At 48.1% G+C, this 12685-nt stretch carries 9 protein-coding genes and 1 tRNA gene; 5 read left to right on the top strand and 5 right to left on the bottom strand.

The genetic code is table 11. The features are described from left to right. Nucleotides 1-1072 precede the first annotated feature (1072 nt). Nucleotides 1073-1963 carry an SGNH/GDSL hydrolase family protein gene (locus ACSAMM_RS08630; RefSeq protein ID WP_457791073.1) on the bottom strand — a complete coding sequence of 297 codons (891 nt, stop codon included), beginning with the start codon at nt 1961-1963 and terminating at the stop codon, nt 1073-1075. A gap of 201 nt (nt 1964-2164) precedes the next feature. Here ACSAMM_RS08630 and ACSAMM_RS08625 point away from each other — a divergent pair. Continuing rightward, nucleotides 2165-2249 (top strand) — tRNA-Leu (locus ACSAMM_RS08625). Nucleotides 2250-2317: 68 nt separating this feature from the next. Here ACSAMM_RS08625 and ACSAMM_RS08620 read toward each other — a convergent pair. From ACSAMM_RS08620 to ACSAMM_RS08605, 4 genes are all read right to left on the bottom strand, one after another. After that, entirely contained in the window at nt 2318-2536 is a 219-nt protein-coding gene (locus tag ACSAMM_RS08620) for a DUF4368 domain-containing protein (protein WP_457791072.1), read from the bottom strand. Then, the gene (locus ACSAMM_RS08615) at nt 2533-4032 is read right to left on the bottom strand and encodes a recombinase family protein (protein WP_457791071.1); all 1500 of its coding nucleotides are present in this window, start codon (nt 4030-4032) and stop codon (nt 2533-2535) included. Before ACSAMM_RS08615 ends, ACSAMM_RS08620 begins: the two co-directional genes overlap by 4 nt. Before the next feature lie 726 nt (nt 4033-4758). Continuing rightward, nucleotides 4759-5064 carry a helix-turn-helix domain-containing protein gene (locus tag ACSAMM_RS08610; protein ID WP_457791070.1) on the bottom strand — a complete coding sequence of 102 codons (306 nt, stop codon included), beginning with the start codon at nt 5062-5064 and terminating at the stop codon, nt 4759-4761. Nucleotides 5065-5105: 41 nt separating this feature from the next. Next, nucleotides 5106-5492 carry an RNA polymerase sigma factor gene (locus tag ACSAMM_RS08605; RefSeq protein ID WP_457791069.1) on the bottom strand — a complete coding sequence of 129 codons (387 nt, stop codon included), beginning with the start codon at nt 5490-5492 and terminating at the stop codon, nt 5106-5108. A 373-nt stretch (nt 5493-5865) separates the two neighbouring features. Here ACSAMM_RS08605 and ACSAMM_RS08600 point away from each other — a divergent pair, with 373 nt between their 5' ends. From ACSAMM_RS08600 to ACSAMM_RS08585, 4 genes are read left to right on the top strand one after another with little or no spacing between them, the layout of a single operon-like run. Further along, nucleotides 5866-8709, top strand: coding sequence for an extracellular solute-binding protein (locus ACSAMM_RS08600; RefSeq protein WP_457791068.1), 2844 nt, complete (start codon nt 5866-5868; stop codon nt 8707-8709). Between the two features lie 13 nt (nt 8710-8722). Next, nucleotides 8723-9628, top strand: a complete 906-nt coding sequence (locus ACSAMM_RS08595; protein ID WP_457791067.1) for a carbohydrate ABC transporter permease — start codon at nt 8723-8725, stop codon at nt 9626-9628. Nucleotides 9629-9639: 11 nt separating this feature from the next. After that, nucleotides 9640-10539 carry a carbohydrate ABC transporter permease gene (locus ACSAMM_RS08590; RefSeq protein WP_457791066.1) on the top strand — a complete coding sequence of 300 codons (900 nt, stop codon included), beginning with the start codon at nt 9640-9642 and terminating at the stop codon, nt 10537-10539. 11 nt (nt 10540-10550) lie between these two features. Then, nucleotides 10551-12677, top strand: a complete 2127-nt coding sequence (locus tag ACSAMM_RS08585) for a YIP1 family protein (RefSeq protein WP_457791065.1) — start codon at nt 10551-10553, stop codon at nt 12675-12677. The last annotated feature ends 8 nt before the right edge of the window (nt 12678-12685 follow it).

Genomic DNA, 12685 nt, shown 5'->3' with positions numbered 1-12685 from the left:
CCGCAGCAGGCGGAACAGCGGATCGACCCTGCATAGAGGCCATACCGGGAAGGAAAGCATGCGCATTCCGGCAAACAGGCAAGCAAAATCCATACTTGCAGCCTGCCGCATTTTGCAGCATCTCCATCCAAATCAATCGGTGTATCAAAAATACCTCTTGGCGACGTTCGGTGTTCCGGCGCGAAAAGCGCCAGCGATGAGAGGATGACGGCCCGCGTTCCAGTGTTGCGGAGCGTGTTCCACCAGGGCCGGTGACTAAAGTATCCCCATCGTACAAGTAAATATGCGCAAGGTCCTGACTGGCTTTCCCGGAGGGAAAGGCCGATACCAATGATTTCTTCATATAAAATAGCGTGACCAATCTTCCCGGGAGGCAAAACCTCCGTATCGTGGCAGGCTATGAAATACTCTTTCCAGAACGGGATTCGAAACCTCGATTCCAGATGTTTGATGCCGAGGAAGCGGCATAAGGGAAAGTCAAAAAGGTGAGTCCAATGCCTTAAACAATATGTCACTTGGAACCATGCCTAAGGCGATGCCCTATAGCGAGTTTGTCAGCCGTGGATGTCACGCGGGGGGACCGGAACGGGTGCCCGCCGAAAACTGCATAAGAAAGGTGAGTCCCATGGGCTAAACGCTTCCGCAAGGAGCAAACTTCGCATAGAACCGACTGCCGGCATATTTCACGCGGGGCCATCCCGCGGGAAAAGGTGAGTCCCATGGATTAAGAAATCCAACCCTTTGAGGTTGAGAAATCCTAAAAAACTGGAAAAGGTGAGTCCCATGGTGTAAAATGGCAGCGTATCCCGTAAAGACAGGGGAGTACGCTTCTTGAGAACGGGCATATCCGAAGAATGCCGTTCTTTGGTCGGCGGGGGCGCCGAACGGATGCGTCGGCAAATGACTGGACGTGTCCGAGCTGCTTCTTACAAAGGAGGATCATGATCACACCATTTCGATAACCTCCTCTGCCGTGTTGTGCAGAGGAGGTTATTGTATTATACCGCCCTCTGGGTAAACCGTATACAAAAAGGCTGTGGAATTCTCCACAGCCTTTTTGTTATCGAGGGGATTATTCCCAATCGGGGAGGGCATGGGTGCGGATATACGTGAGGATTGCTTCGCCGGCGGCGGCGTTGAAATGCAGGCCGTCCCCTTTGTCAAAACGGGGATCCAGATTGTTGTCCGCGCCCTTGAGAGCCTGTGCCGTGTCGAGATAGTACAGGCTTTTCTCTTCCGCCAGCTTAAGCAGCTGCTGGTTGTACCAGTCGATGGTATCGTTGGCCATGCGGGGATCCTTCTGGGCGTACGCTTTCGAGACCGGCAGGATGGACTGGAGAATCAGCCGGCTGTCCGGCGACTGTGCGAGCAGGGCGTCGATGAATTCCTCGTAGCTTTTCATAAAGCCGGTTTTCCCCATATAGGCCACCCCGTTGATGCCGAAGGCCACGAGCATGATGTCGGGCTTTCGGATGCCCACCGCCTGGGGAATCGTCAGCAGCTTGCCTGTGCCCAGGTCGATGATCGCTTTGTTCAAGGCGACGCTGTGGCTCAGTCCGTTTTCCGCAAAGGTGTTGGCGGAAGAGATCTGACGGCTGTACAGCATGCCGTTGATGCGGGAATCGCCCAGAAACAGGATTTTTTGCGTGTAAGCGTCCCCGGCATCCGCGGTCTTTGCAAGCAGCGTGGAGGAGGGGGGCGTCGTGGTTTTGGCGGGGCTCGAGGAACCCGTGGACACGGAGACGGTGGTCGACGCGGACGAGGGGGAGGCGCCGCCGGAGGCCGCGGACGAGGAAAGTCCCTCCGCCATTGGGCTGATAGTGGGGATCTGCCTTTGCAGGCCAAGATATATGGCGAACAGGGAGCCGCCGCCCGCCAGGACGATGACCAGCAGCAGGCTAATCGTTCTCCAGGCGGCGGAGGGCTTACCATGCCGCCCGGTTCGTCGGAAGGTGGAGGACAAAGCGCGTCACATCCTTTGAATGCCTAGCAGTTTAGTAAGGGGCGGCGAAAAGTCCGCCCGGGGTGCAGTATACCATAAACCGGTGAACGTTGCAACTTTTGGGGAGAAGGCGCGTTTCCATGCCGGGATATCGAAACACCCACGCGGCGGTAAAGCATCTTGCGCGGCGGGAGAAATTGTGGTATACTGTTCCAGGATTATGCGGGTATGGCGGAATTGGCAGACGCGCTGGATTTAGGTTCCAGTGCCGCAAGGCATGCAGGTTCGACCCCTGTTACCCGCACCATAACGAGTGTCCTTATAGGATTTGAGTATCCTATAAGGACACTCGTTTCTTATGCTCATTTTGCCAGCTTAACTGGCAGCGGCCGGCGTCGGATCGTATGTCACAACGACCCCTCTCCGGGTCTTCACCGCGATTTGTGGAAGAGGAATATTCATCTCATCTGGAATCTGAACAGAACCGATACAGTTATAGACAATGCGGATTCGTTGTGTGCGGCCGCCCGGGGTGTTTTCTGCCTGGTATACTTCTATACGGTCAATGAGTTCTGTTAAAACACGCGGCGTCAATTTTTTATACGAGTATACTTTTTGACAGCTGCCATAAAGGTCTCTGTGGTGGTCGCTTTCGCGTTGGCTTCGTCAAAGGCCTCTTTCAGATAGTCGATCCGATCCACAATCGATACCTGCTCTTCCTCATATTTTCGGGAGAACTTCGCAAATCGGTCATCGGAGATTTTGCCGGTAGCATTGTCCTCGTAGATTTTCTCGAACAGCATATCCAGTTCTTTGTCCCGAGCCATCAGGGCCTTTAACTCGTTCTGACGAACCCGCTGATCGGTTTCCATACTCTTTCTGGAATAGTCGGAAACCGTGGCGATAAATTCTTCCTCATGGTGGCAAGCGAAACGCGTCAGCCGCCGGATTTCACTTAATACGACATTTTCCAGAAAGTCCACCCGGATATAGTGGGTGGAATCGCAGCATTTTCTTTTTTCCATGTTATAACCGGAGCAGCAGAAATACTGAATATCAGGGTTACCCTGGTTAAAATGGAAATGCATATTTCGGCCGCAGTCCGCACAGACAAGGATACCGGAAAACATATTCTTTTCTCCGCTCGCTGTCTTACGCTTACGAACCTTGCCGCGCTTTTCCTGGATTCTCTCAAAGGTCTCCCGTTCGATAATCGGTTCGTGTACGTCGAGGAAGACCATCATATTTTCCGGAGCGTTGCGGTAACGCTTCTTATTTTTGTAGGACTTGGAATAGGTCTTGAAATTGATGACGTCGCCGCAATACTCCTGCGTAGAAAGGCTTTTGCATATGGTTGACGAGTTCCAATGACAGGGATCGTCATACGTCCGCTTGCCGGGCTTTTTCGAACCTTTGCTGATGGCATATTCCATGGAGGTCAACACCTTTTGCTCGGTTAATCTGACGGCGATCTGCTCGGTTCCTATCCCATCTAAAAACCATGAAAAAATGCTCCTAACAACTCTGGCAGCATCTTCGTCTATGATCCAATGCTTGGGGCTTTCCGGATTTTTCATATAGCCATAGGGGGGAGCACTCAAGGGTTCACCAGAACTGCCCTTGATTTTGTTGCTGATCCGCCGCTTTTTACTGATGTCGCGGGCGTACCATTCATTAAATAGATTTTTAATGGGTGCCAGCTCGTTGTCGCCCTCAAAGGAATCAATGTTGTCCGACACCGCTACCAGCCGTATGTTGTATTCTGGGAAGAATTCCTCTGTAAGCCGGCCCACCTCGATATAGTTGCGACCCAGGCGAGAAAGGTCTTTTACGAATACAGCGGCAGCTTTGCCATCCTGGAGCTGCTGCAACATATCACAAAAAGCCGGCCGCTTCATGGTCACGCCGGAAATGCCGTCGTCGCAGAAATGCACCAGGTTTGTATATCCCATTTCCTTTGCCACTTTAATCAGCAGCTTTTTTTGATTTGCTATGCTGTAACTCTCACCCTCCAAATCATCATCACGAGATAGACGCTCATAAAGAAATGCTGTTAAGTCTCGCTTATTTTTACTATTTGACCGTTTCATACTGCCTCCTTCCCGCAGCCAAATAAACAGTACCAGGAGATAGAATCGCAGCTGCTTATGTGTTGTCGATTTCATTCTGCATGAGCTTTAGCAGAACATACCCCAATGTTTCCTGACTGTCAGCCTGGAATTTCGGCTCTACAATGTAGTATTGCCAACCATATACGTCTGTTCCTGCTCAAGCTCTTGCTGTACCTGCTCATTTTGCATAAGCGTTCTGTCTGTTTTGCTCAAGCATTTCGCCTCCCCAAAAGCCCGTATAGGAAGACATGGAAGGCGTCGCAAGACAGCTTGCTGCGATAGCCCAGATAACTGGGTATGTCTTCAGTATACGGGACGCCATGGCTTTGTCAAATTTCGTTTATAGGTTTTTTGCGGAAATACCGGTTTGTACGAAAACCATTTGTATGTGGACGGGTTTTTTCGTTCCCACCCGCAGGGGATATGCCACGGCAGCCGACAGCCCCCCGGGACTTTGTGCACCGGATGCACAAGGTTCTGGGAGAGAACCGCTTCATAACAAAAATCGTTAGGGCCGTCCACAGACGGCTCCGCCAAGCTCCAGCGGCAAGTGTCTTCCGGATCGTCGCACCGCTGCTCTGTCGTACAGCGGATTTATCGCTCTTAACGCGCTCCCCGGATCGTTCCGCGGCATATTACCATGATGCCTTCCGGCATATTTTTCAAGGTTCCACAGGGACATCTATCTCACCGGCCTCGCTGATCCTATGAAGTGGGCGACGGCACGATAAGGACTAGAACACACTCGCCGTTCAGATAACGGATGAGTTTCCTGCGCAGGGGTATCAAGCTCTGCACGAAGGTGATAAGGATTTCTTGCCGGAGATCTTCGTTCAGACGAGTACTGTAACAACAGCCGTCGTCCGCATAAACGGGCTCGACAGCCGCTTTGCAAATGTAGGGATCGTAAAAAGAAAGAAATTGGCTATCCGTTTCCGGAGCCGAGCGGATAAGATCCAGAACCAGATCGGCCGATGGTACCGGACAGTTGTGGTAGCTTTTATTTTTCATCGACGCTCATTCTCCTTTTTATAACATGTATGGCTTTATCCTTATGTTTTTTTCACCATGCTAATACTGATACCAAGTTCAAGGGCGATCTGCTTCATAGGGATTTTGAGAACAACGTTTTTTAACAAAACCAACCGTTGCTTTTCTGTCAGGCTTCGCAGAGTATCGGCCAGTTCCGGATTTAAGACAGGAATTTTGATCCCCTGCACATCGCTCCACTGACAAAGCGCCTGTTCAATTCCCGGATCGTCATAGTGTAGGTCTTCAGCGTATTTATCCAGTTCGACAAAGACAATGCCGTATTTGAGGGAACGCTTTTTGTTTCGGTAATAGCGGCGTTTGGTGTTGCTGATGACGGTTTTCAAATATTTATCTACATAGTCGAGCAATTCACTGGTGATGTCTTCGAGTGAAAAATTGTTTTTCATATGCCCTCACCTTTGCCCTTTCACTAAAGCCACAAGGCATAGAAAACAAGAAATGTATACCCCATTCCTTAGATAATTTTAGCAAAAAGAAAATCGATTTGCGTATAGGTAAGTATATGCTAAAATTTGATAAATTTCAACAGTTTCGTTTATAAGTATAAGTCATCAACCAAGGGCGCTGTCAGTATTTATCAGAAAATTTGAAACTCGGGAAAATTTAGAGAGTAAGACCAAGTAAAAAAGAGTGACGAAAAAGATACTAATATATATTGACAATTCATTTTATACGCTATATAATTTAGCCATAGCAAAACGATTTGCTTTAAGCTATGATCCAATTCGATTGTGGAATGAGTGGAAAGGAACGATGACTTTGTTCTACCAAGGAAGAAAGCAGCTGTGTGTATGGCTGGTTGTATGTGGGGTTGTGGCAGTAATGCTAACGGGGTCGACTCCATCTGCAACTGCGGAGGGCTCAACCGATAGAACTTCTATCCCTTCAAATAGATCGGCTTTATCGCAAACTTCTCTTACAAATACAAGTCTGGAGTATGCCTCATATTTGCAGGATTGTCCGACACATCAGTTTTCTTCTGAGACCATATCGATACCGGTCGAAGCAAAGCTGGATAGCGAAAATCCAGAATGTGAAGTAGGTTTTGAGGTACAGCAAGCTGGTTTATATAATCTTGGTTTAAGATATACGCCTGCCAAGGGAACGGGTCAAAATATTCGACTGGCAGTACGTTTTGATGGTGCCAGTGCATACTCCGATCTGGAGAATCTTTCTTTTCCTCGCCTGTGGATTAATGAAAAAGGGTTTCGGAAAACCAGTGGTGATGAGAATCGCCCGACGCAGATAGAGACTTATCAGGATACATTTCAATGGGCCCAAAATGCATTGGGATTGTATGATGAACCGTACGCAATTTATCTCGAAAAAGGGACGCATACAATTTCGATAGAACGAACGGCTGAAGCAGCCATGATTCAAGAAATAACTCTTGCGGACTGGAAGAAGAATATTCCTTCTTATTCCGATTATCTTGCGTCGTTTGAAAAGACGGATGCAACAAACGTCGTTGTGATCGAGGCAGAAGATGCAGTGCTGAAGAGTGATCGTACACTTGCTGCAACCGCGGATATGACGAATGCCGGTATGTCACCGGTAAGCGCCGACCGGCGTCTCATCAATTCATTCGGCAAGGATTATTGGACGACGAATGGCCAGTGGGCAATGTGGCGTGTACCAGATGATGCGCAGGAGGGCTTTTATACTCTGGCCTTCCGGGCCAAGCAGAGCGGGGCGGTCGGTACAACGACTTTTCGGCGTCTGTATGTTAACGGACTTATCCCGTTTGACGAGGCTCGATGTTTGGCATTTCCCTACGCGACCCAGTGGCAGAACATTCAGTTTGGAGAAGAAAGCGCCTTTAAGCTCTACCTCAAACCCGGCGATACGATCACGCTAGAGGCGACGACGGGGCTGATGGCTGAAGCGCTTAACACGATTTATGCGGCGGTTAATCAATTAAACGAAGTCTATCAGTCTATTATTATGGTAGCCGGAACAGAACCGGATGCAGAGCGTGATTATAATATTCAAAAAGAGGTTCCGACACTGCTGGAGGATTTGGCTTCTGTCCGTGAAAAAGTGCTGTCGATTATGGCGCAAATCGAGCAGGTAATGGGAGAAACCAATCCCAAAATCTTTTTCATGAAGCGTTTTGAGAAGATACTCGATAAATATCAACAAAATCCAAATCTAATTGTGCCGAATATTTCGGAGCTGAAAAGCTACATAGATTCATTCGTCGGACAGACCTACGATTTCAGCAGTCTTCCATTAGAGTTGGATCGCATTTATCTGTTACCGGTTGCTGGGGAGCTTCCTCCGGCTGAAGCAGGCTTCTGGAAAACCGTAAAATTCGAGTTTGCACGGTTCGTCTACTCCTTTACAGATGATTATGCTTCTGTACAGAAGGATGCCGCAGAGGATTCGATTACGGTATGGTGTACACTTGGACGCGATCAGGCACAGGCGATTAAGCAGATCATTGACGATGACTATGTGCCATCCTCCGGGACAAAGGTGGATTTTAAGGTATCCACAACGACGTTGGCCGAGGCTATTCTGGCTGGTTGTGAACCGGATGTTTCCTTGTCCGTCACGCAGGAGGTTCCGGTCGATTTGGCGTTGCGTGGTCAGGCTCTGGAGTTAACACCCTATTTGAAGAAAACGGAGAAAACTTTTCAGGAACAATTTGCGGAATCGGCTTGGATTCCGTTCACTTATCATGGGGGAGTATACGCAATTCCGCTGACGCAGGATTTTAATATGCTGTTCTATCGGACAGATATCTTTGCACGTCTCGGCCTGACTGTGCCAGAGAATTGGGATTCCTTTTACGATGTTCTCAGGGAACTGCAAAAAAATAGTTTTCAAGTCGGCATCCGTGAGAGTGATACGACGAACGCCGGTGTGTCCTGTGGAACAGGCTTTTTTGAAACATTGCTGTTGCAACAGGGAGAAAGTTACTTCACCGATGATTTGTTGTCCGTTAACTTTGAAAGCGCTGGTGCCAAGAACGCTTTTATGCAGTGGGTTCGATTGTATCGTGATTATGACCTGGATACAGACTTTGATCTTGTATCGCGCTTTCGATCCGGTGAAATGCCAATGCTCATAACGAGTTATGGATTTTATCAGAATATTTCAACGACAGCGCCCGAGATCGCAGGCCGCTGGACATTTGCAGCAATGCCAGGAACGCTACGTACGGATGGAACAATTAATCGGGCGGTATCCAGTACAATGACCGGAACGATGATACTGCGTTCAGCGGAAAAAAGGGGAAAGGCCAATGCAGCATTTTCCTTTATTACTTGGTGGGCCTCAAAGGATGCACAGATTAAGTATTCTCAAGCTATGCAGGCTCTTCAGGGCGTCGCGGGCCGACCAATGGTGGCAAACCGTCATGCTTTTGAAAGTATTGGTTGGTCTGACTCCGAAAAACAAGCCATCGGTTATCAGTGGAATTATGTTAACGCGATCCCGCAAGTTCCGGGTACATATATTATCAACCGTTCACTGACAAATGCTTTGCGCACATCCTATGCGGATAATGTTGATGCTCTGCGGCAACTTGGCATTCAGACTAGACTGATCAATGAGGAGCTAATGCGTAAACGCGCCGAGTTTGAGCAGAATGATTAAAGGGAGGAGCAAAGTGGAACAAAAAAAAAAGACGATAGGGCATCACACTTCGTTGCAGAAAAACGGAGCTTTTTATGTGATGTTGCTTCCGTTTGTGGTTATTTTTACAGTGTTTACATTGATTCCGGCATTAGTTGGTGTGCTGGCGAGCTTTACGAACTTTAATGGCATGACAATGCCGGGGTTTACAGGACTTGACAACTATTTCCGGTTGTTCTTTAAGGATCAAACCTTTTTGGTGGTTTTTCGCAATACGTTGTGGCAGGCAATGCTGGTCGGCCCTCTTGGCTATATTTTGAGCTTTGCGGTTGCTTGGCTGATTAACGAACTTGGGAAAAAGACGCGCTTATTGATTATATTCCTGTTTTATTCCCCCAGTATAAGCGGCACATTGTTCGTAATATGGAAGTATGTATTTGCCAATGATTCAAATGGTGTGCTCAATGGGATCCTAGCGAGAATGGGAGTTGAGCCGATTAACTGGCTTTCCGACCCAGCTTATTCAATGATTGTTGTAATCATTGTGAGCCTTTGGATGAGCTTCGGTGCCGGTTTCCTCTCGTTTGTCGCTGGCTTTCATGGTCTCGATCGGGCTTTCTACGAGGCAGCTGCAATCGACGGACTGCGTAATCGGTGGCAGGAGCTGTACTATGTAACCCTGCCGCAGATGGGCCCACAGCTACTTTTCGGTGCCGTGCAATCTATTGCTTCATCTTTTGCTGTTGGTTCGATCAACTTGCAACTAACCGGATATCCCAGTACGAATAATGCAACAGATACGATTCTGCTTTATATGAATGAGTATGGTAAAACGCGTTTTGAACTGGGTTATGCCTCGGCTATGTCTGTGTTTTTGATGGTTATTATGCTGATACTGTGGAAATTGATCAATTCCGTGCTGCGGACTTTTAATGAGTGAGGAGGATGGCAATGACGGACAGGCAGGCCCTGATCATGCGGATCCGCTCTCACCGTCGGGCAAGCAAGACTGTTACCTTGTCCCGATCAAAGGTCGGCACCTTTGGTATTTTTCTCTTTCTGGCTTTGATGAGTGTTTTCATGGCGATCCCGCTTGTTTATACGATACTACAATCACTTAAACCTATTGAGGAATTCTACATATATCCGCCGCGCTTTTTTGTAATGAACCCAACCCTGGATAACTATAAGGCAATTCTGAATACGGTCGATACACTTGGTGTGCCGTTTACCCGCTATATTTTTAATGCTGTTTTTACGACATTGGTCGGCACAGCCGTCTATCTGCTTTTGGCGTTGATCACTGCCTATCCCATCGCAAAATCCAAGATCCGTGCAGTTAAGATCCTGAATGTTGCTCTTGTTTATGCGATGCTGTTCCATAATGATACGATGGCGCTTGTGCGGTTTCTTGTCATGTCCAAGATGCGAATAGTTGATACTTATATGGCTGTGATACTGCCTAATCTCGCCAGCACAATGGGGATTTATCTGTTGGTACAGTTTATGCGTAACTCGGTTCCCGACAGTGTACTGGAGGCGGCACGAATTGATGGTGCAGGAGAATTTCGTATTCTGTTTTCCATAGTGGCGCCGAGCGTTAAGGCTGGTTGGCTGACGGCAATGATCTTTGTGTTTCAGAGCTACTGGAACGCCGGCAGCGGCAGTTATATCTATTCAGAAAATCTGAAGCATATTGCTACAGTCATGTCTAGTATTGCGGGCAGTGGCATCACGCGTGCGGGTACTGGCATGGCTGTAACGATTGTGTTGATGATTCCGACGATCGTTGTATTTCTCTGGAATCAGCGATCGATCATGAATACGATGGCACATTCCGGCTTAAAGTGAGGCGACCAGTTATGAATAAATTTGTGCGCATAATCATCGTTGCTCTTTTAAGCACTATATTCATCTTGAACACCTCGGCGGAGGGCGGCTTTATTCCTTACGATACATACGAATATAACGAATTTGGCGAGCCTGTTGAGACGCCGGCTGGCTACATACCGGCGCAGACAATTGATGCGGCTAAGCTGGGATTAACGAAGCCGTTTGATTCCATTTCCGATCTTTGTTATGTGAATGGAACACTGTATATTTTGGACAGCGGCAATGGACGAATTGTAGAACTGGATGAGGAGCTTAATCTAGTTGCCGAATATTCGGAGTTCGTCATAGCGGATGGGGCGGGCTTAGAATGCAGAGATGCCTTTCCTGACGGGGAAGTGACCTTTGTGGGGGCAGAAGGCTTTACCGTGACACCGGATGGAAGTCTGTATGTTGCCGATACGATGAACTACCGCGTTCTCTGTTTCTCGGCTGATCGTCAGTTAACAAGGGTGATTGTCCGACCGGATCATGTACTTAATAATACAGGGGCCGCATTTGATCCAGTCAAAATCGAGGCGGACAGTAAGGGACGCATCTATATTGCGACAAACAGCATCACTCTTGGATTGATGGTATTTAATGAGGATGGAAGCTTTTCGCATTTCTTCGGTGCCAATGAGGTGTTATCCACTACGCAGGCATTTATTAAGGCCTTTCGCAAGCTGTTTCTTTCAGTTGCTCAGTTAGATTTGGTCGAACAGTCCACGCCGGTTTCGATCCTGAACATGGATTTTGATGCAGATGGTTTTTGCTACACGGTCTCTCCGTATCGCGACACAGACAGCAAGGCTGCTGTCCCCGGCCTCTTACGAAAGCTCAATTACGAAGGCAACGATATTCTGGACAGCCAATTGATTTTCGGCGATATCGAAGAAGCCGAATTAAATAAAACGCATTTTTCCGACGTGGATATCGATCAGAATGGATTCATTAATTTGCTTGATCAGACACGCGGCCGGATTTTTCAATACACGGATAGCGGGATGCTGCTGGCGGTCTTTGGAGCAAATGGAGACCAGAACGGTTGCTTTTCCTATGCTTCAGCGATCGAATCGATGGGAAGCGGAATTCTGGCTGCAGATAAGAAGAAAAACTGTATTTTCCTGTATTCGCCGACGGAATATATTCAGACCGTGCACAGTGCGGTATTAAAAATGAACGAAAACGATTTGAATGGTTCCCAAAACGAATGGGAGCAGTTACTCAGGATGAATAGCAATAATTATCTTGCCTATAAGGGACTAGGGCGTATCGCCGACTATCGCGGCGATTATCGGCAGGCGATGGATTATTTCAAGCTGGCCTATGCGCAGGAGGAATATGCTCTCTCATATCAGCAGCTCCGACAGAAATCGCTTGAAAATCATGCCCTTTGGATCGTATTCGGTGTTGTTGCGCTTTTAGTTGCTGCGATTGTCGGCGTGAAAAGACTTGCCCGTTATCTGGCTGTTGCTCCGGCTAATCAGGCGTATTCCCGTCTGGAAAGCCGCGGCGGTATGCCGCTGTATGTATTGCGTCATCCGGTAGACGGCTTTTCACAGTTCAAACGGCGCCATATTGGTTCGTGGTCATTGGCGGCGGTTATTGTTTTCCTCTGGCTGGTAGCCAGCGTGACGGAATACTATGGAACGGGATTTGCATTTGCCATAAATCGGAATGTGGATTTCAATATGGCGATACGTGTGGCCGTAACGGTTGGCGTATTTGCCGCGTTTGTCCTTTCAAACTGGATTGTATCAATCATCCTTGATGGCAATGGCTCTCTCAAGGATATAACAGCGACGGCGGCGTATAGTCTCATTCCATATATCCTGTCGCTTTTTCTGAAGGTTGGCCTGACAAATGTTCTCATTCCGGCGGAAAGCGTTTTTATTGACATCCTGTTGATAGTCGGTTTACTCTGGAGCGGCGTTTTGTTGTTCCTTGGTCTGATGACGATTCATGAATTCTCTGTGGGAAGGACGATATGGTCTTTGCTGTTGACGCTGGTCGGTATGATCATCATCGTGTTTTTAATTATTCTTCTGTACAGCTTGGTTCGTCAGCTGGCCGATTTTATTGTTTCCGTATACAAAGAGTTTCGGTTCCGCAGTTGAGGTGAGTA

The sequence above is a fragment of the Anaeromassilibacillus sp. SJQ-5 genome (genome assembly GCF_054108045.1).
Note: the sequence above shows the minus strand (reverse complement) of the source record. Positions and strands in the feature narration are given on the sequence as shown.

Coding starts and splice junctions, on each gene's coding strand:
- ACSAMM_RS08615 (WP_457791071.1), bottom strand. CDS start 4,032: ATGAAACGGTCAAATAGTAAAAATAAGCGAGACTTAACAGCATTTCTT.
- ACSAMM_RS08610 (WP_457791070.1), bottom strand. CDS start 5,064: ATGAAAAATAAAAGCTACCACAACTGTCCGGTACCATCGGCCGATCTG.
- ACSAMM_RS08605 (WP_457791069.1), bottom strand. CDS start 5,492: ATGAAAAACAATTTTTCACTCGAAGACATCACCAGTGAATTGCTCGAC.
- ACSAMM_RS08590 (WP_457791066.1), top strand. CDS start 9,640: ATGACGGACAGGCAGGCCCTGATCATGCGGATCCGCTCTCACCGTCGG.
- ACSAMM_RS08585 (WP_457791065.1), top strand. CDS start 10,551: ATGAATAAATTTGTGCGCATAATCATCGTTGCTCTTTTAAGCACTATA.